At 62.4% G+C, this 18,481-nt stretch carries 19 protein-coding genes; 10 read left to right on the top strand and 9 right to left on the bottom strand.

The genetic code is table 11. The features are described from left to right. The first annotated feature begins 267 nt into the window (after nucleotides 1–267). The gene (locus tag ACIP90_RS19385) at nucleotides 268–1,077 is read left to right on the top strand and encodes an alpha/beta fold hydrolase (RefSeq protein ID WP_400581290.1); all 810 of its coding nucleotides are present in this window, start codon (nucleotides 268–270) and stop codon (nucleotides 1,075–1,077) included. 485 nt (nucleotides 1,078–1,562) lie between these two features. Here the strand turns inward: ACIP90_RS19385 and ACIP90_RS19380 are convergent, their stop codons facing one another. The 5 genes from ACIP90_RS19380 to ACIP90_RS19360 form a co-directional block, all read right to left on the bottom strand. Next, entirely contained in the window at nucleotides 1,563–2,351 is a 789-nt protein-coding gene (locus ACIP90_RS19380) for an SDR family NAD(P)-dependent oxidoreductase (RefSeq protein WP_400581289.1), read from the bottom strand. A gap of 170 nt (nucleotides 2,352–2,521) precedes the next feature. Beyond that, nucleotides 2,522–3,334: a sugar phosphate isomerase/epimerase family protein gene (locus ACIP90_RS19375; protein WP_400581288.1), complete on the bottom strand. Its 813-nt coding sequence runs from the start codon at nucleotides 3,332–3,334 to the stop codon at nucleotides 2,522–2,524. A gap of 184 nt (nucleotides 3,335–3,518) precedes the next feature. After that, nucleotides 3,519–4,931 carry an MFS transporter gene (locus tag ACIP90_RS19370; protein ID WP_400581287.1) on the bottom strand — a complete coding sequence of 471 codons (1,413 nt, stop codon included), beginning with the start codon at nucleotides 4,929–4,931 and terminating at the stop codon, nucleotides 3,519–3,521. A 308-nt stretch (nucleotides 4,932–5,239) separates the two neighbouring features. Further along, complete coding sequence (locus tag ACIP90_RS19365) at nucleotides 5,240–5,788, bottom strand: AAA family ATPase (protein ID WP_400581286.1); 549 nt, start codon at nucleotides 5,786–5,788, stop codon at nucleotides 5,240–5,242. Then, the gene (locus tag ACIP90_RS19360; RefSeq protein WP_400581285.1) at nucleotides 5,785–6,432 is read right to left on the bottom strand and encodes a bifunctional 4-hydroxy-2-oxoglutarate aldolase/2-dehydro-3-deoxy-phosphogluconate aldolase; all 648 of its coding nucleotides are present in this window, start codon (nucleotides 6,430–6,432) and stop codon (nucleotides 5,785–5,787) included. The genes ACIP90_RS19365 and ACIP90_RS19360 overlap by 4 nt, the downstream gene beginning before the upstream one ends. A gap of 179 nt (nucleotides 6,433–6,611) precedes the next feature. Here ACIP90_RS19360 and ACIP90_RS19355 point away from each other — a divergent pair, with 179 nt between their 5' ends. From ACIP90_RS19355 to ACIP90_RS19315, 9 genes are all read left to right on the top strand, one after another. Further along, a complete protein-coding gene (locus tag ACIP90_RS19355; protein WP_400581284.1) occupies nucleotides 6,612–7,598 on the top strand; it encodes a Gfo/Idh/MocA family protein in 987 nt (328 codons plus the stop codon). After that, the gene (locus ACIP90_RS19350) at nucleotides 7,585–8,580 is read left to right on the top strand and encodes a LacI family DNA-binding transcriptional regulator (protein WP_400581283.1); all 996 of its coding nucleotides are present in this window, start codon (nucleotides 7,585–7,587) and stop codon (nucleotides 8,578–8,580) included. Before ACIP90_RS19355 ends, ACIP90_RS19350 begins: the two co-directional genes overlap by 14 nt. Then, nucleotides 8,577–9,152, top strand: a complete 576-nt coding sequence (locus ACIP90_RS19345; RefSeq protein ID WP_400581282.1) for a VOC family protein — start codon at nucleotides 8,577–8,579, stop codon at nucleotides 9,150–9,152. The genes ACIP90_RS19350 and ACIP90_RS19345 overlap by 4 nt, the downstream gene beginning before the upstream one ends. After that, the gene (locus ACIP90_RS19340; protein WP_400581281.1) at nucleotides 9,149–10,051 is read left to right on the top strand and encodes a sugar phosphate isomerase/epimerase family protein; all 903 of its coding nucleotides are present in this window, start codon (nucleotides 9,149–9,151) and stop codon (nucleotides 10,049–10,051) included. Before ACIP90_RS19345 ends, ACIP90_RS19340 begins: the two co-directional genes overlap by 4 nt. Next, nucleotides 10,048–11,043 (top strand): Gfo/Idh/MocA family protein, encoded by a 996-nt coding sequence (locus ACIP90_RS19335; protein WP_400581280.1) that lies wholly within the window; start codon nucleotides 10,048–10,050, stop codon nucleotides 11,041–11,043. Before ACIP90_RS19340 ends, ACIP90_RS19335 begins: the two co-directional genes overlap by 4 nt. Before the next feature lie 218 nt (nucleotides 11,044–11,261). Then, the gene (locus ACIP90_RS19330) at nucleotides 11,262–12,011 is read left to right on the top strand and encodes an SDR family NAD(P)-dependent oxidoreductase (RefSeq protein WP_400581279.1); all 750 of its coding nucleotides are present in this window, start codon (nucleotides 11,262–11,264) and stop codon (nucleotides 12,009–12,011) included. Between the two features lie 153 nt (nucleotides 12,012–12,164). Further along, nucleotides 12,165–12,332 (top strand): hypothetical protein, encoded by a 168-nt coding sequence (locus ACIP90_RS19325; RefSeq protein WP_400581278.1) that lies wholly within the window; start codon nucleotides 12,165–12,167, stop codon nucleotides 12,330–12,332. An 831-nt stretch (nucleotides 12,333–13,163) separates the two neighbouring features. Beyond that, nucleotides 13,164–14,576, top strand: coding sequence for a M20/M25/M40 family metallo-hydrolase (locus tag ACIP90_RS19320; RefSeq protein ID WP_400581277.1), 1,413 nt, complete (start codon nucleotides 13,164–13,166; stop codon nucleotides 14,574–14,576). 298 nt (nucleotides 14,577–14,874) lie between these two features. Continuing rightward, on the top strand, nucleotides 14,875–15,837 hold the full coding sequence (locus ACIP90_RS19315; RefSeq protein ID WP_400581276.1) for a lipid kinase: 963 nt from the start codon (nucleotides 14,875–14,877) through the stop codon (nucleotides 15,835–15,837). Here ACIP90_RS19315 and ACIP90_RS19310 read toward each other — a convergent pair. The 4 genes from ACIP90_RS19310 to ACIP90_RS19295 form a co-directional block, all read right to left on the bottom strand. Next, nucleotides 15,732–16,142, bottom strand: a complete 411-nt coding sequence (locus tag ACIP90_RS19310) for a winged helix-turn-helix transcriptional regulator (protein ID WP_400581275.1) — start codon at nucleotides 16,140–16,142, stop codon at nucleotides 15,732–15,734. The two genes, ACIP90_RS19315 and ACIP90_RS19310, sit on opposite strands and share 106 nt — an antisense overlap. Before the next feature lie 40 nt (nucleotides 16,143–16,182). Beyond that, nucleotides 16,183–16,569: a VOC family protein gene (locus ACIP90_RS19305; RefSeq protein WP_400581274.1), complete on the bottom strand. Its 387-nt coding sequence runs from the start codon at nucleotides 16,567–16,569 to the stop codon at nucleotides 16,183–16,185. A gap of 34 nt (nucleotides 16,570–16,603) precedes the next feature. Then, nucleotides 16,604–17,419: a hypothetical protein gene (locus ACIP90_RS19300; RefSeq protein ID WP_400581273.1), complete on the bottom strand. Its 816-nt coding sequence runs from the start codon at nucleotides 17,417–17,419 to the stop codon at nucleotides 16,604–16,606. A gap of 170 nt (nucleotides 17,420–17,589) precedes the next feature. Next, a complete protein-coding gene (locus ACIP90_RS19295) occupies nucleotides 17,590–18,402 on the bottom strand; it encodes a hydrolase (protein WP_400581272.1) in 813 nt (270 codons plus the stop codon). Between the last annotated feature and the right edge of the window lie 79 nt (nucleotides 18,403–18,481).

Raw genomic sequence — 18,481 nt, 5'->3', positions numbered from 1 at the left:
GATCCGAGCCATAACCGGGGTCATGCGCAACCCGGAAAGGGACCCCTTCTCGAAGCGCCAGCCAAACTGAAACCGCCGATGATGCCGATGCCGGAGCCTTCGTTTCCGTGGCCCGGCGTCCCTGGCAACGGTCAGCGCGCCGACGACGAATGCCACCTCGGACGGTGGACCTTTGGGCAGCAGAACTTCATTGCGCCACTACCCGACTTGACGGAAACTGTGAACGTTCGGGATGGGACAGATCTCGACGAATCGGAAGGCTCAGCAATGGGAAAGCACCTGCAGGCCGGTGAACTGAACATCTGGACGGAACAAGTGGGGGAAGGCCCGGACGTTCTGCTCATCGGAGGCCTCGGCGACACCGTCGAATCATGGCAGTTTCAGCTGGACGGGCTTGCCGACAGCTACCGCCTCACAGCCTTCGACAACCGGGGGGCCGGCCGGACCGCGAAACCCGACGGGCCGGTGTCCATCGAAATGTTGGCCGACGATGCAGCCGCCGTCCTTAAAGGCCACGGGATAGCATCAGCTCACGTGGCCGGATTCTCCGGCGGAAGTGTCATCGCCCAGGAGTTGGCCCTGCGCCACCCCGAGATGGTCCGCAGTCTGGTCTTGCAAGGCACATGGACAGTCATGGATACCTATCTTCGGACTTGGGCGCTCTTCATGAGATGGCTCGTCGAAGTGGCACCCAGCGAGCGGGCCTTCCACGAAGGCCACTTCCTGTTCACCTACACGCCGAGGGCCTACAACGACGGGACAGTCCAGCGGATTATCGACAGCCTGATTGCTTTTCCGCATAAGCAGAGCACGGAGGACATCCAGGCATTCATCGACGCTTTCATTGACCATGAAACAACCAACCGCCTCCCCGGACTAAAGGTCCCGACCCTTGTGCTGGCCGGCAGCAAGGATTTGATCAGCCGACCCAATCTTTGCCAAGCCGTGGCCGACAATATTCCCGGTTCCATCTTTGAAGTCTTCGAGGGTGAGGCTCACCAGCCCTTCCAGGAAATCCCAGAGGTTTGGAATTCGCGCGTCATGGCCTTCTGGCACAACGTCGAGGACGGCGAATAATGCCGCGTTTATGACAGCAGGCTCAGGAGCCGGGTCGGGACCGCCGGCCGCGCGTCCTTCCGATCCGCACCCCGGGACACCTGAGTCCAGAGCCTCCGCCCTGGCGGAGGCGAGTTCTCCGCGGCGCTGCCTGAACCACCTGAGCTGGAAACGGATAAGATTCGGGCCGTGACTGACTATGCGGACAGGATGGTTTGGGTGTGCCCCAACCGCACGAACACCGTCCCTGTGCCACAGGTTCTCTCCACGCAACTAGTCTGGACGGGGAAATCTCCCGTCGGGAAAGCTCAAAGCGCTCGAGGGGGAAGGAGGCAATCAATTCCCCCCCCCGAACCGCGAAGAGCCCGCAACGTGTTCTGCCCGCCACGGCGGGCCAAGGGCAAATACCTGGGTCTGGTGTCGCCGGTGGTGAGCGTATGGTGGCGGGGCTGCCGCTGTTCCGCGGCGACGGCTACGTCACTTCCAGGGTACCGATACAGATCAGGCTATTTAGAGCTAGGTCGACCAGGAATATGGCTAAGAATGGACTTAGAAAAGCCACCATCGACACAGATGTCTTGCCCGGTGACATAACCCGACAGGGGGCCTACAAGAAATTCGATCACGTTCGCAATGTCCGTGGGATCGCCAATTCTCGCCAACGGGATAATTTCTTCCCTTGCTTTCTTGATTTGAGGATCGGCATACATTTTTTCAGTCATCCGTGTATGAGTCATACCCGGGGATACCACATTTACACGAATTCCTTCAGGTGCCCATTCCAGCGCAAGTGTTTGGGCCAGCATCGTCAACGCAGCCTTGCTGGGGCTGTAAGCGCCTGATCCGGCGTGTGGTAACTGGCCAGACATTGAAGAGGTAAAACAAGCGGAGCCGCGGCTCTGCCTCAAATGCGGGTAGCTTGCTTTGGCAAGAAGCCACGGGCTGCGGAGGTTAACGGAGAACATGCTGTCCCAGTCCTCGACAGATATGTCACATATTGGGCCGGGGCTAGCGATTCCAGCATTCGCCACCAACGCGTCCAGGCCACCGAATTCAGCGACCGCAGCATCTACCAGTTTGCTTGGCACCTCGGGGTCGGCGAGGTCGCCTGCCAATGCTATGGCGGTACCTCCCATTGACTGGATGGAACGAACAACTTCCTCTTGGCTACTGTTCGATTCGTGTCCACACACCGCGATCATCGGGTGCGCGCCCCGAGCAAGAGCCGCCTCTGCGATTCTTAGGCATGTAGCCGCGCCTATGCCGCTACTTCCGCCACTAACCAAAGCCCTCATCGCACAAACTCCTTTTTATCAGGGATTCACATGAGCATCATTATTGACTACCAGATATGATGGAAAATTATGGACTACAAAGCTTAGGTCGCTTGCAGTTCAATTTGCATGTAAATCAGTTCTATTACTTTTTACTGCGATCGGCTGAGGTGCGATCTCCAACTAAGGGTTTAGTTTCCTAGGTCCCAGCCTTGATTCTTGAGATCCTGCATCGCCTTCTTGAATTCTTGGACAGGGTTTTCTTCGCGAATGATCTCAAGAACCACGTTATTGACTCCACATGTTTCTCGCACGGCATTGCCTAGTCCTGTCCAGTCGATCACTCCGGTGCCGATTGGATCGTGACCCCAGGTTTCCGTGTCCGTGTCGGAAATATGCACTAGTCCAATTGATTTGTGGTGGGAGAGCAAACCCTCTACAGGGTCCTCTCCTGTGTAAGCAGCGTTGGCGACGTCGTACACGATCTTCACTGAGTCGTCGTTAATAGTGCTTACGACGCCTGCGAGGTCCTGGATGGTGGGAGTGAAGCAATAGGGAGTGTTTTCGAAAAGTAGCCGGGTGCCGGCCTGTTTGGCCAGCGGAATGAGATTCTCCAGACTCTCGTACATCCACCCGTAAACCTTTTCGAGTGGAGGTGAGATCATGGGGCGTCTTGTGCCGGGGGATATCACAACCTCGGGGACATCCCAGGCTACGGCCAGGTCAATCACCGACTTGATGTGCTCAATGCTTTTGCGACGCATGTTAGCGCCGGGGCTGGCCAAATTGATGTCATATCCGCCGGCGTTCAGTGACCTGATTTTGGCGCCGTAGTCATTGAGTCTTGCAGAGATTGCCGCCCGCTCCGGATCGGATATTTCATCCGGCCAACAATGCGGAGAGCTAACCGGAACTTCAAAGATGTCATAGCCATGCTCGACCAGTTCCCCGATGGCATCAATGGCGGTGGATGACCAGAGATAGGAAAATGTGTTGATAATCATTTGGAGCGTCCTCTCGGTTCTGCGCCGATGGAGAAAACTGGTTTCATTCATAACGCAATATGAATTTCGATCCTGCGTAAGGGATGGCACTCCTGGCGGGCCAGGCGGCTCGAAGGGATTCCGGGCAGGCACGCCCCTTCTTGCCCGATCGAGCCGCCACGGCTTCCTGTAGGGACAGGCGTGCCTACTGGGAACGCTTCTCTTTGGTGCCCGACGACGTGCTCAGGAGCAGGTGCTCGCCTTCGAGTACCTCAGGGTCAGCAAGCGCCACGGTGGCCCGGCCGGCCCGGCTGCCGGTCTCCGGGAGGGTGAAGTAGACGATGAGGCTGAGGGCGACAATGGCGATCATGTAGACCGCGACGAGCATGGGCTGTCCGGCGCCGACGAATGCAGCGGCGATCAGCGGGGCCGTGCCACCGAAGACGGCAATCACGATTTGGTGTGCGAGTCCGATGCCCGATACCCGTACTGCAGCTGGGAAGAGTTCTGCCTGGATGGTCGGATACACCGACTGCCAGATACCGAGAACCACCCACCCGGACGCCGATACCAGAACGTAGACGCCGAAGCCTGGCTGGTTCAGCAGCAGGAGCATGGGGTAGAAGAGGACGATCATGCCGATGGCACCGATGATCGGGAAGATTTTGCGTCGGCCGAGTCGATCAGAGAGCGCGCCGCAGGTGGGCACGATGATGACGAGCAAGGCCAGCCCGATGACGCTCCCGGCCAGGGTGGAGGACAGGTCCCGGCCAGTGGTCAGCTTGGCGTAGGTGGGGAGGAAGGTGGCCCAGGTGTAGTAGGCCACGGCCGGGGCAGAGAGCGCTGCTGCCTGCAGCAGCGCCTTCGGGTGTTCGCGGACCAGGTCCATCAGGCGGGCCGCGGCGGACTTTTGATCGACGAGGGCCTCTGCCTCATATTCGGGGGTCTCTTCTGCGCGGGCCCTCAAGATAAGGCCGACGACGCCGAGGATGCCGCCCACGACGAACGGGATGCGCCAGCCCCAGGCGGCGAGGTCTGCCGGAGCAAAGGATGAGGTGACCATTGCCGCGGCGCCGGTCGCTGCGAGGGTCGCAAGGCCGCTCGCCATGTTGGTGAACGAACCGAACAGGCCCCTCCGGTTCGCGGGAGCGTGTTCAACCATGAATGCGATGGCGCTCTGCCCCTCACTACCGGCCGAGATACCTTGGATGATGCGTGCGAACAGGAAGAGAGCAGGCGCTGCATAACCGATAGTCGCAAATGAAGGTGTGAGCCCGATGATGAGCGAGCCGAGCGCCATCCCGGAGACGGACAGCGTCAGGATGAGCTTCCGGCCGAAACGATCGGCCAGTGGAGAGATGATGATTCCGCTGAGCGGGCGTACAACAAACCCGAGCGCGTAGGTGAGCAGTGCTGCGACAAGGGAGGCGAACGGGTCATCGCTTGGAAATATCTGTGACGAGAACACCGCTGCCAGGAGCCCGTAGATGTACCAGTCGTACCACTCCACGAAGTGGCCGATCGTGCCTGCCACCATATTGACGGCGCGGCGGGGATTCGGCACTTCGGGAAGCTCCGAAGGGTCTGGACTGCCGAGGGCGTCTTGTGAGGTCTTCATTGAACTCTCCATATTTTCACGTTTTCTGCGGAGGACGCATTGGAATATTCCCGGACACCTGGAACGGTGCGGGGTCTCGCCCAGCTGTAACTCGCCTCGACGGGACAACAACCAGGGCCAAGAGCCGGCGCAACGCCTAGGCGCTGCCTGACTTGCAGTGGGAAAGAAGCTGATCCAGCCTCTCGCCCGTCAATGAGATCGGTTGCAACACTTTCCAATATGAGATCGGTTGCTGAGATCGGTTGCAAGCAACGATACGTAGGCTAGCCTGCTATGTCAACGGTCATTTTCGAGCCGGACCTGCAGGGTCATCCCTGAAGGGGCAGGCGTTTTTCGTTGTTGAGATCAAGGAAATGGACTCCGGTCCAGGTGCAGTCCAGGCTGCCGTAGGACGCCCAGTACTCATCCCAATGCGCAAGTTTCCACCGGTCCCTCGCCAGGCCCCGCTGAGTGAGTCGCCCCCTAAGAACATCCTGGGGGACGTGCACCCGCACGACTGTGGTCTCCGAGGCAGGCCAGTGGAATTCTTCCGCGGCGCGCGTCAGGTAGTCCGGTACCGCGAAGTATGCACCGAAGGGTGCATCGAGTACGACCGATCGTCCCAGCCGCAGGTTCACTCCTGCGACATCCATGAGGGTCTGGTACTCCAAAGGCAGCAGATTTTCCCGGTAGAAGGTGTTGGATTCCCGGTCGGTGGGGTCATGCCCCAGCGCCTCCAGTGCGAACTCGACAAGGCGGCCGCAGATCCGGTCCTTGTCCAGGTACGCGGCGTGGTGTTCCTTGGCTGTTTGCTGGGCAATGGTTGTCTTTCCGGATCCGGCAGGGCCGATGACGATGAAGACTTTGGGGGCTGTCATTGGCGGGCCTCTGCCACTGCTGAGAGAAATTCCCTGGCGGCCTCGGTGACGCGGGAGAAGTCGCCATCGGGCTGCCACGCTTTTGTCACGGCGCTGCCGACTGCGACACCTGCAACGCCGGCGGCGAACCATTCGCTCACGTTCTCCACGGTCACGCCGCCCGCCGGCATGATCGGCAGGTGTGCCAGCGGGGCCAGTACGGACTTGGCGTAGGGGATGCCGCCGGCTTCGGTGGGAAAGAGCTTGAGGATGTCAGCGCCGGCTTCGGCGGAATTAACAAGCTCGGTCGGCGTGTAGGCCCCGCTGATGGTGGGTACCTGGTACCGGTTGGCCGTCCGGATCATTGCCGGGTTCAGCTGGGGGCTGACCAGGAAGTCTGCGCCGGCTCGGATGCACTCGTATGCTGAGTGCTCGTCCAGAACCGTTCCGGCTCCGACCGCGACTCCGTTGAGCCCGTGCTTGGCAGAGAGCTGACGGATTACGTCCACAGCGCCCGGGATCGAGAGTGTGATTTCAATGGCGCGAAATCCACCGGCGATTGCCGCTTCGGCAACGCGTTCTGCCACCTCCGCGTTTGCAAGGCGGACGATGAGGACGGCGCCGGATTCGTCGATGGTGTTTAGGGTGCGAAGTTTCTTATACATTGCTGGCCTTTCTTCCGGCCCAAGCAGTTTCCCTTGTTCCGGGGGCACCACTGGGCCGCTGTTGAAGTGTCGTTGACAAACTCTCCCATCATCCATACTGTTATTGCAACCGATCTCAGCAACCGATCTCACAATGGGCGGGTAAGAAGATCTCTCATACTTAGCGAAGGGGCTGGCAGATGAGTGGACCACGCACGATCATTCTTGGTGCTTCGCACTGGCACGTCCCGCTCTGTGCGCGAGCAATGGGCGAAGAACACCAGATCGTCGGCGTCGGTGACGAGGACGTGTCGCTCGTCAGGGGACTTGCGGAGGCGTGGGGCGCTCCCGTGGAGGCTGACTGGCGGAGCCTGGTGGATCTGCCGGATCTCGGGCTTGCCTATGTCTTCGGCCCGCACAACGGTATGGCGGAAAAGTGTCTTGCGCTGATCGAGCGCGGCATTCCGTTCGTGGTGGAGAAGCCTCTGGGAACCTCCCTTGCGGAACTTGTCCAGGTGCGGAAGGCCGCGGAAGCGGCCGGTGTGGCCGCGACAGTCCCGTTGGTTCAGCGAGGCGGCCCCGCCGACCGGTGGCTGGCCAAGGCCGGTCGTCCGACGTACCAGAGAATGTCCTTTATCGCCGGGCCGCCCTCGCGCTACCTGAATAACGGCAATCCTTGGATGCTGGACCCTGCTGCTGCAGGTGGTGGTTGCCTGGCGAATCTGGCACCGCATTTTGTCGATCTGTTCCTGCAGGGCAGTGACGAGTCAGCAGAGAACGTAGATTCCCGGCTCTCTTCCGTTCTGCACGGTGCCGGTGTTGAGGACCATGCCAGCCTCATAGTTACCACTCCTAGCGGGCGTGAAGCCATCATCGAGGTGGGGTACGCATTCCCGAATTCGCCGTTGCAGCGCTACTGCAGCTACACGTCGGCAGGGGAGGCCGGATTCGCCTCTGTCGACTCAGACGGTTCTGCCACGTTCACGACGTTGGACGGGGCGACGGAGTCCGCCATGATCAACGTTGACAGTGACCCTCTCTATGATCCGTTCGTACGCCGTGTCGCGCAGACGCTGGAAGATGGATTCCGAGGGATGCCAACACTGGCCCAGCTCGAAGATGCGATGCGCCCGATTTGGCAGGCATATGACAACCAGCACGGAGGAAAAGAAGATGGCCGACCTTAGTATTGACGTTGTCGCGAAGGCGGCCGGTGTCCACCGCTCTACGGTTTCCCGGGCATTCTCCCGGCCGGAAGCGGTGAAAAGCGAAACCCGCGAGCACATCCTCCGGGTCGCCGAAGGGCTCGGCTACACGATGAGCCCGCTCGCCCAGGCTCTGCGTCGAAAGACCAGCACCTTCGTCCCGCTGATCGTGCCTGACATCACCAACCCGTTCTTTGCAGAACTTGCCAAGACCATGACCCAGGCCGCCGATGATCGCGGCTACCAGCTGCTGCTGTGTGTCACGAACGGAGATCCTGCCAAGACCGACGGGTATCTCACCGCAATGCAGGCCATGTACGCGCCCTTCGGCATCGTCGCGCCCTCCACCAAAGTCGACATCGACGCCCTGAAACGCTTCGATTTTGGCCACAAGGTGGTGGTTATCGACCGTGTGGAAGGCGACTCCTCGGTTCCAACGGTTACCGTCGACAGCCGCCGCGGAATAGTCCTCGCCTTGGAACACCTGCGCTCCCTGGGGCACACCTCGATCGGCTACGTTTCCGGTATCTCCGGAACCCACACCGCCCAGGACCGGATGGACGCCTACCTGGAACTGTCAACGGAAGGCAACAGCACGCCCCTTGTACTCGACAGCGGCTCCGACCCGGACGCAGGGGCGCGCGCGGCAAAGCACTACCTCGAGATGGAAAACCCACCGACGGCGATTATCGCCGCCAATGACATGGTCGCCTTCGCCGTGATCTCGGCCCTGGGCCAAAGCGGTATCCGCGTACCGGAGGACGTGTCGGTCATGGGCTTTGACGGCTTGGCACTGGGGGCCCGGTTCAACCCGCCCCTGACCACGGTGCGGCAGCCGATCGCAGACATGGGAAACATCGCCATCGAACTGGCAGAAAAGCAGAACCTGAACGGCTCGGTGGACCACGTCGTTCTGGAACCTGAACTTCTGGTGCGCGCCTCCACCTCAGGACCGCGCACGTGACCGGGGCCAACGAAGGAACCCTGCGGCGGCTGCCCGGGCTGCGGCACACCGACCACGTCGGGCTGACAGTTCCGAACCTCGAGGACGCCATCAGGTTCTTCGTGGAGGTACTCGGCGCCGAGGAGCTGTACCGCTCCGAACGCGGACCCGACGAAGAATTCATGCCCACCAACTTCGAAGTCCCTGCCGATGCCCGGCTCACCCTCGCCATGCTCCGCCTGCCCCCGAACCTGAACATCGAGCTGTTCGAATGGAGCAGCGCTGAGCGGCGGGAGACCCCGCCACGGCATTGCGACGCGGGCGGGCACCACCTGTGCTTCGTTGTGGACGACGTCGACGAAGCGATCGCAGTGCTGCAGGACACCCCGGGAGTGCGCGTGCTCGGGGAGCGCAAGGAAGTGGCCGGCGACAGTCCGCGCGTGGCCGGCAACCGCTGGACCTACTTCATCACTCCCTGGGGGCTGCTGATGGAAATCGTCGACCGATCCCGCGTCGCATCCCCACCCCGGCTCGTCGGTCCAGCGGACTGGACAGGAACTCAAGACACTTTCAGGAAGGACAATCAACAATGAGGCTTGCAGGTCACACACTCGGCACTCCGAACCACACGGTCCCCCAGGCACTGAAGCTTTTTCGGGCCGCAGGGCTCGATGCCGCCGAAGTCATCTACCAGGACGGCTACACCTCAGGTCTGCCTCGAGGGGACCGGCGCGCCGCCCTGGAGGCACTGAAGGCGGCGGAAGACGAGGGCCTGCCGATTATTGGCCTCACGCCCTACACCACAGCCATTAACGCCCTGGACGAGAGTGAGTGGCGCGGGGGAGTCGACGAATTCCGCGGAGCGATTGAGACCGCGCATCTGCTCGGCGCCGACCGGGTGCGTGTGTACGCGGGATCCTGGCATCCCGGTGACACCGATCATGCCAGGCGATGGGCGAAACTGCGGGAGGCCCTGCAGACCCTGGCACCCGAGGCGGAACAGGCCGGCGTGCGGCTGTGCGTGGAGAACCACTTCGGCACCATGACCCAGACCGCGGGAGAAACCGCCGCGCTCGTGCAGGAGGTTGCCCACCCGGCCGTTCGTGTTCTCTACGACCAGGCCAACCTCACCTTCACCCACGACGAGACGTTCGAGCAGGCCTTTGCCGTTCAAGGCGACCTGATCGGTCACGTGCACGTGAAGGACCTCGTGTTCACCGATCCCAAGGCGGCCTTCCGCGCCACTGAAACGGCCCGCGTCGACGCGTCCGAGCGCGCCGTCCGATCACGGGTCATCGGCACCGGCGTCCTTCCCTGGCCCCAGATCCTCGCGGCGCTGTTGCGGCACGGCTACGATGACCTGCTGAGCATCGAGTACGAGTACCGCTGGCACCCGCAAGACCTCCCAACCCCCGAGGACGGTTTCCGGGAATCGGTGGCTGCACTGCGCGGAATGCTCAGTGATCTCGCTGAAATGGAGAACGCCCGATGAACGGGCAGCGCCTCCGCGTCGGCGTCATCGGCGCAGGCAATATCGCCACTATCGCCCAGCTGCCCACACTCGTCCAGCGCGATGATGTCGAGTTGGCAGCCCTGGTGTCTCGCCGCGAGGACCCGGGCAACCTGGTCCGGCGCTGGGGTTTCGGCGCCGCCTACCGGTCAGTGGAAGACATGCTGGCCTCCCAGGACCTTGACGCTGTCTTCGTCCTCACGCCCCGGTCCGAGCACGCCCACGCGGTCCAGCTGTGCATTAACAATGACGTCGACGTGTTCTGCGAAAAGCCCCTGGCCCCGGCCACCGAGGAGGCAGAACGCTTGGCGGACCTGGCCGACGAGCGCGGCCGCATCCTGATGGTCGACTTCAACCGCCGCTATGCACCCGTCTACACCGCCGGCCGTGACCTGTTCGGCACCAAAGGCGCCACCTTCTGTGTGGCCCAAAAGAACCGCCCCGGATCCGAATACCGCGCAACGTTCGAGAACGCCATTCACATGGTCGACCTGCTCCGCTGGTACTGCGGCGGCGAACCCGTGGACGTCGCCGCACACGCCGCCGGTGATGACCCTTGGGAAGAAGACGGCGTCGCAGCCATGATCCGCTTCGACACCGGCAACACCGGAGTGCTCATGGCTGCCCGAACAGCAGGTGCTTGGAACGAGAAACTCGACGCCTACGGCGACGGCAAGACGGTGGAGGTCCGCACCCCCGAAACAGTGTCGACCACCGTCAGGGGAGTCACCACATCACGCGAGCTCAGCGCCGAGGCCTACGGCTGGGCAACAGCGACCGACACACTCGGATTCTCCGCCGCCGTCGACCACTTCCTGGACCGGGTCGCTGACCGGGTACAGCCACTGACCTCCGGCCGCGAAGCCGTTCAGACCCAGCGCCTGCTCGACCGGATCCTCGCCGCCTCCGGACTGCCCACAGAAGAACAAGAAGGCCGACAATGGGCAAGCCACGCCACGAGCGGCAACAGCTAGCCAGCACTGGCACGCGCTCCGCCCTGGACCAGGGCTGGCAGAGAACCCAGGCTTCAACAGCCCAGCAGCAGGTCAGCGCACGGAGCGACGCCCACTGAAGCAGCCGCGCCCGGAACGATGGCACACCCTTTGAAACACCTCAAGTAAGGACTTAGAAAGATGAAACGAGCAGACCACCAGCTAACCGCAAGGCAGCAACGGACAAGCGGAGTTATCAGATGAGCCTCAAAGACCAGGTCGTTCTGGTAACCGGATCAAGCGGCGGAATCGGTGATGCAGTCGTCGACGCACTCACAACGGAAGGGGCTCTCGTCGTAGGTGCCGACCGCGCCCCGAAAGAGGGCCAGGAACTGGCCGGCTTCTTCCCGCTCGACATCACCTCGGAAGAACAATGCGCCACAGTCGTCCGTGACATCACAACCAGGTACGGGCGCATCGACGCTCTCGTCCACGCCGCTGGAGTCCTGGGCACCACGCCGGACATCATGAAAACAACGACCGAAGAATTCGACGCCATCATGCGGATCAACGGTTCCGGCACGTTCTCCATGGTCCGGGAAACAGCACAATCAATGATTGGGACCGGAACCCCGGGTGCCATCGTGATCCTCTCCTCCGTTGCAGCCAAAGAAGCCCGCCTGAACTACTTGCCCTACAACGCAAGCAAACTCGCAGTACTTCACATTATGTGGTCCTTCGCCGAGCTGCTCGGCCCCAACGGCATCTCGGTCAACGCCATCGCACCAGGCCCAGTAAACACTCCCATGTGGGCACAGTTCGCAACAGACTCAGGACCTGACGCAACCGCCAACCGGGCCAAACGCGCCGCGCAACTTCCCATGGGCCGATTCGCCGAACCAGACGAAGTCGCCCGCGCGATCCTTTTCCTTGCCGACCCAAACAACCGCTACATCACCGGCGTGTCCCTCGATGTGGCAGGCGGAGCACACCTGGGAATGGGAACCTGATCCAGGAAACCCACCAAAGGATGATGCAGGCGCGGTCTGAATTCACAGCGGGTTTGGCCATGCTTCCTCGCAGAGGACATCCAGACACCGATCGGGCTTAATCGGGACGTCGCGCGGCTCCTTGCGAAGAAGCTCGACCTGAAGCTGAAGTTCTTGGACACGAAGTTCGACAGGATCATCCCGGGCCCCGACGGTGGCCGCTATGTTGGGACGCTCACCGCCATCGACATCGAAGACTTCGTTACCGAGGCCTATCGGCGCACCGCCGAGCGCACCACCGCCGGCGAGCTGGAGGAGGACAGGGAAGGGGGCGCCGGGTAGGCATGCGGCGTCTCAACGGTCCCGCTCACACGCACACCGCCAACCGCCCCCGTCCACGGCGTATCGCCCGGGCCGGGCAGGAACAGATGCGCGAAGACATACCCCTGCTGAAGTGCAATGACCTGCGAAGTGACCCCGGGGCAATCCACCGCGAGCTCCACAGGCCGAAAGGTGGCACCGGGATACTCCTGTCCAACGAAGACTTTTGCGCCGGAAGCACCAACGCAGGCTGCGGTGACGGTGTACTGCCCGGCCACTGGCACCTTCTGGAATTTGCCAAACCCCCTGAGGGGGCCGTCCAGTGGCCCCACGTCGGAAAGGAGGAGTGGCTCCGGCCCTGCCTCTAGCAGCCGGTCCAGTTCAGCGTAGTTCTTAGCCTCGCGTTCCAGTACATGCGGATCGCTGTAGGCCTTCGGGGACCCTATTACCGGCGCCGGTTCAGCTGTTGGTGTGTGCACCGTTTCGGGGCCACCTGGTGGTGTGCGCTCGGGCTCGGAGTATTCATAGACGCACCCCGCCGTTCCGCCTAGAGGGACCAGCAGGCACAGGGCAAACGAAAGCCGGTGCCACTTTTCTTTCGTTCCCACGTTTCCATGGTGGGCAAGCCCGCAGTGGAAGACAACCACCGTTCCGGTCAAGATGTCTCATCCGGAGGACGCGCGAGGCAGGTCTCCGCAAGAAGGGATCATTGCGCAGGGCTGGCCACGGCATGAAGCATCCCGTTTATGAAGTACCGGGTCTTGCAACGGATTCAACCCCAAACACGAAAAGAGAAGTACGCTTATCACGATCTATCGATTCACGAAGCGGCGCGGTAGGAGCCAATGCCCCATGAAAGACGCAGGCAGGCTGCCGCGGGAAACTGTTGCAAGGTTGGTATCCGCCGTTGATGCCGGGATGTCAGGGACGGTGAACGTCCTGGCGGGGCTGGTCGCGGTGCCAGGCATCGCCTGGCCCGACTTCGACCCGAGTGCCTTGGAGCAAAGTGCGGGGAAAGTCCGGAACCTGCTCCATGAGACAGGTTTTGCTGACGCGGAAATCATCCGCGCCACCGATCCGGCAGGCGTACCGGGGGCACCCGGAGTCTTCGCCGCCAGGCCTGCCGCTCCCGGGCTGCCCACGGTGCTGCTCTATGCCCACCACGACGTCCAGCCGCCTGGGCCGGCCGGGGAATGGGAGAGTGATCCGTTTGTTGCTGTGGTGAGGGACGGACGTCTTTGGGGGCGGGGCGCGGCCGATGACAAGGCCGGAATCGTCATGCATGTTGCTGCTGTCCGGGCCCTGCACGCAGTCCTGGGACCGGGCCACGGCTTGGGCCTGACCTTCTTTATCGAGGGAGAGGAGGAATCGGGGTCACCCACGCTGCCGGCCCTACTCGCACAGCACAAGCCGCGCTTCCAGGCAGAGGCAGCCATCGTTGCTGACGCGGGCAGCTGGAAAATCGGAACTCCTGCGCTCACCACCAGCCTGAGAGGACTGGTCGACGGGACAATCGAAGTGCGAACCCTGGATCATGCGCTGCACTCAGGCAGCTACGGCGGCCCCGCCCTCGATGCCCCCACTGTCCTTGCCCGCCTGATGGCCACTTTCCACCACGAAGACGGTTCGGTCGCCGTGGAAGGTCTCGTCACAGCACGCCTTGAAGGTCCGGACTTCTCCGAGGATGAATTTCGGCGTGATGCCGGCGTCCCAGACCACATTCAACTGGCGGGAACAGGAAAGATCAGCTCCCGACTGTGGAGCAAGCCCGCGCTGTCCTTCGTCGGACTCGATGCCCCGCCAATAGCAACCGCTCCGAACACCTTGATTCCAACGGCCGCCGTAAAATTCAGCCTCCGGATTCCGCCTGGCAATGACCCGGACGAGGCCATGGAAGCCGTCCGCCGGCACGCTCTGAAGCATGCTCCATTCGGCGCCGAAGTGACATTTACTCCGGGCACAAAGAGCAAGCCCTTCGCGGTGGCGCCGCGCGACCGGATGGCGCAGACAGCCCTCTGGGCACTAGGGGAGGCATGGGGAGCCGAGGCGGTGACTCGAGGCACTGGCGGGTCAATCCCGTTCGTGGCGGAACTGACACGGTACTATCCCCGTTGCTCCATCCTGCTGACGGGACCCAGAGACCCCGATTCGCGTGCTCATGGAGCCAACGAATCCGTTCACTTGAGCGAACTGCGAAACGCGATCCTTGCCGAAGCCCTGTTTCTCGCTGCTCTCTGCCAGAATCCCGCCGCCGGGCTGCCCTAACGGTCCTTGGGCTTCGCGGATTGCCTAGGGCCAGCCAGGTTGCCCGGTATGCCACGGGCCAACCGTGCTGATCACAGGAGGCGTCCATCAGGTCTGCAAAGTTGGTCTCGCCTGTTCTGCAGGACTCTCAGGACTGATCGAACTATTTGCTAACAGCTAGGTCGCTCCTCCAGCCGAGAGCGCTGCCAAATGCTCGTGCCTTCGGCGGGTGTTGCTTGATGTGCGAGGAGGCCAGGTAGCCCGATTGCTGACACGGCTTGCAGGGACTTCTCAGGTCCATCGACCTAACATGTCCCATATGAAGGTTGCCCGAGAGGCGCGCTCTGCTGCTGTGGTTATTAATGCCGGATCACGCCGGGGGGTGGCGGCGCGCGAACTTGTGGTGGACAAGATGCAAATGGCAGGCGTGCCGATCACCTCCGTGCATCACGTGCTGTCGGGAGCGCAGTTGGCCGAGACGCTCGACCGAGTGGTTGCGGACGGGCACGACCTGATCGTTGTCGGTGGCGGCGACGGGACGGTTTCCTGCGCCGCCGGTCGAGTTGCCGGCACGGACGTCATGCTTGGCGTCCTTCCGCTGGGCACCGCCAACGATCTCGCACGCACGCTTGAGATACCGAACACTTTGGCAGAGGCGTGCATGGCCATCGCAGACGGGAAGGTGGTCGACGTCGACCTCGGCCGGGCGAACGGCCAGCCGTTCCTCAACGTCGCCTCCGTTGGCCTGTCGGTGAGTGTTACGGAGGCTCTCAGCCCCCTCCTTAAGCGGCATATCGGGCCGTTGGCGTACGGTGTTGCCACCCTGCGCGCTTACGCTCGGCACGAGCCGTTCCGGGCCCGTCTCGAATTCCCGGAGGGGGACCACGGGCCGATGGAGCTCGAAGACCTGCTTCAAGTGGCCGTCGGCAACGGCCGGCACTACGGCGGCGGCAACACGGTCTCTCCAACGGCCGGGATCGACGACCACACGCTTGACATCTACGCCATCCTGGCAGCGCCGCTCCGGGAGCACGTAAGAATCGCGCGGTTGTTCAAGGACGGAAGCTTCGTCGAGCACGACCGGGTGCACCACCTGACCAGCCGACGTGTCCGGCTGGTCACCGAGCCGCCCTTGTCGGTGAACCTCGACGGCGAGATCGCGACTGTCACTCCGGCCTACTTCACGATTGAGCGCAACGCCGTACACGTGGTGGTACCGCAGAGCAGCAGCAGCGCATCGTTCGACGGACGAGCGGCTCCGCGAGAGGACCCATCCATCTGAGAGTTGATTAGCCGCGTGCCCGGACAAGGCGAAGATTGCACGTTACGCAGCCGGCGATCAGGGCGCTCCGTCGTCAGGTGTCTTCGGCCAGGTCCTGGAGGTCTAAGGTGTCGCGCGCCTGTTCGATGTCGGGCATGTGTGCCGCAGCCCATTCCAGGAGCACGTCGATGCGGGTGGCGAAGTGTCTTGCCCAATGGTGTGATGCGGTACTCGATCGCCACGGGGCGCGAGCTCAGCAGCTTGCGTTCGATGATGCCGTTGCGTTCGAGGAGCCGCAGCGTCGCCGTCAAGGACTTCTGCGACACCGGGCACCGCTAAAAGGCGATCGTCAGCGTGCCTTGAACTTCATGCAGCACCCGATCCGTACGGACGCGTGATCGCCTCGAGGAAATGCCCGTCAGGATCCGCGAAGTAGACGCCCCGTCCGCCGTCGTTGTGGTTGATCTGCTGCGGGCGGGACCGTCCCGGGTCCGCCCAGTAGGGGATGCCTTGGGCCTGGATCCTTGCGAAGATTCCGTCGAAGTCCTCCTCGCTGACCAGGAAGGCGTAGTGCTGCGGGGAGATGGGCCGGTCCGCCGTGGCGAAATCGAGGGCCACTCCGTGCTCGAGGGAAACAGTCAGGAAAGACCACATGGCTTGGGGTTTCGGCAGGCCGAGAACGTTGGCCAGGAACTCCGCCGAACGGCGCTTGTCCGTTGCGTAGACGATGGTGTGGTTGAAAGTGACCGTCATTGTGACCTCCTCGGAAATCGAGGCGCCCGGCTGATCAGGCCTTGGCGACCGGCAGCACCAGCATGTAGCCGGTCGGCAGATTGCTGCTCCAGCGCCGCGGCTCGCGGACGACGAACTGCGTCGCCAACTGCTTGGGGGTGAGCAGGGCGTTGGGCGCGGGGGACGGTCCCCACCGCTCGTCGCCGTACGGGTAGAGCGGATCTTGAACGCGGATACCGGTCACCGAGAAATCGGGGAACTGGCCGGGATCGCCGAGTGATGCGAAGCCGCTCATCACCCATACGTGGCGCCCGCGCCACATGACCAGCCCGACCGGCCGGCCCGTGTCAGCGATGGCGCGCGCCGCGGTTCGCAGCGCTGCCTGGTAGTCGGCAATGCTGACGACCGTGTACGGTCCCATCCCGACCTTTGTCAGCACCTGCGCCCAACCTAAGGGATTGGCGCCGTTGAACGAGTTGGACGACCGTGCCCTGGCCATCTCCCACAGCTGGCCCTGCTGAACGGGATCGGCCCACGTCCGGGCCCCCGTGTCGTCGATGAGGTTGTGCATGATCTGGATGCTCGCCGCCACACACCACTCAAAGGTGTACTGGGGAACGAAGTCCCCCTCCTGATAGAGGTTGAGGGCGAACGCACGGGGCACCGGGGTTGGCGTGGGAACCAACGTTGGGGTGGGGGATGGGATCCGGTGAGGAGTGGGGATGTCATCGAGTGCGGCTGGCGGGGCCGAGGAGATCTGGACCGGTCGATCGGTGGCAGCCTCATCGAGGCTGGTGGCGGGCGTGCAGCCCGAAAGAAGGGTCGCTGGGACGACGAACCAGGCCAGAATACGGAGCTGGGCACCGATCATGATCAATCCATTTTATCGTGACGCGGTGGGAATGCGTCCAGCAGCGACCTGCGGTGGAAGAACTCGCTCATCTGCTGGGGGAGACGGTTTCCGGACGGAGACAGATCAGTCCGCAGCCGGACCTCGTCGTCATCTCGCCGCTGAAGGACCGGACCGGCAAGGGTGGGCGGTCAGGTCAAATGGTCGAAGTCTCCTCGCGCCCAAGCAGCGTGCCGGTTGGCAGAATCGTGTAAAACGGCCTTGGCTCCGGACGCGATTACATTGTTGAAGTTGCCGTAGATTCGATCGAACGTGAGCTCTGCCAGCTGCGCGGCGAGTCGCAACGCCACCGCCCCGGATAGCGGCAAATGATTCGGGTAGCTGCGCATGAAGGCGACTGAGCGACGATCTGGGTTGGGATACACGCTGTCACCGCTCAGCAGAACGCCTCTGCCGCCCGCTCCTGCAGCCCAGTGCGCCACCGCGCTGCCCGGGAAGTGTCCCCCGGTCTGGTGCAGCGTCAGGCCTTCGGCGATGGTTTGACTGCCGGACCAGTATTCGATGATCGGATCGTTGCGCCCCAGCCATCGCCGGTCTGCGTCGGCGACTAGTACGGGGACGCCACCGAGCCGATGCGACCATTCGACCTGCACACCGAACATGTGTGGATGGCTGGCGGCGATCGCCAGGACCTGACCTCGCTCCAGCACTGCCTTCACAATGCTGTCATCGACGTAGCCGACCGGATCCCACAGCAGCGAACCCTCGTGTGTCACGAGAAGCTGGGCGGTCTGGCCGATCCCGACCTTTGGCTCGGTTTTGATCGCGATAAGTCCCGGCTCATTCTCCTTCAACAGTGTCTGCTGGCCCTCCTGCGCCAGCCCGTCCAGTGTGAGCCATTTTTGTCCGTCCTCGGGCACATACTGCCGCTCATCGGCGCAGATCGGGCAGACCCCTGGGGTGGGTTCGTCGCGTTCGACGGCACAGGTTGCGCAGATCAGCATGTCGGTCCCTTCTAAGCGCCACGTATCCTGCGTTCCCGCCTTCTTGACCTTTGGTGGCGGGTTGGCGTGCCCAGACTAT

Source organism: Arthrobacter sp. NPDC093139 (genome assembly GCF_044754165.1).
Taxonomy (GTDB): Bacteria; Actinomycetota; Actinomycetes; order Actinomycetales; family Micrococcaceae; genus Arthrobacter.
This window is presented reverse-complemented; position numbering and strand designations above follow the sequence as displayed.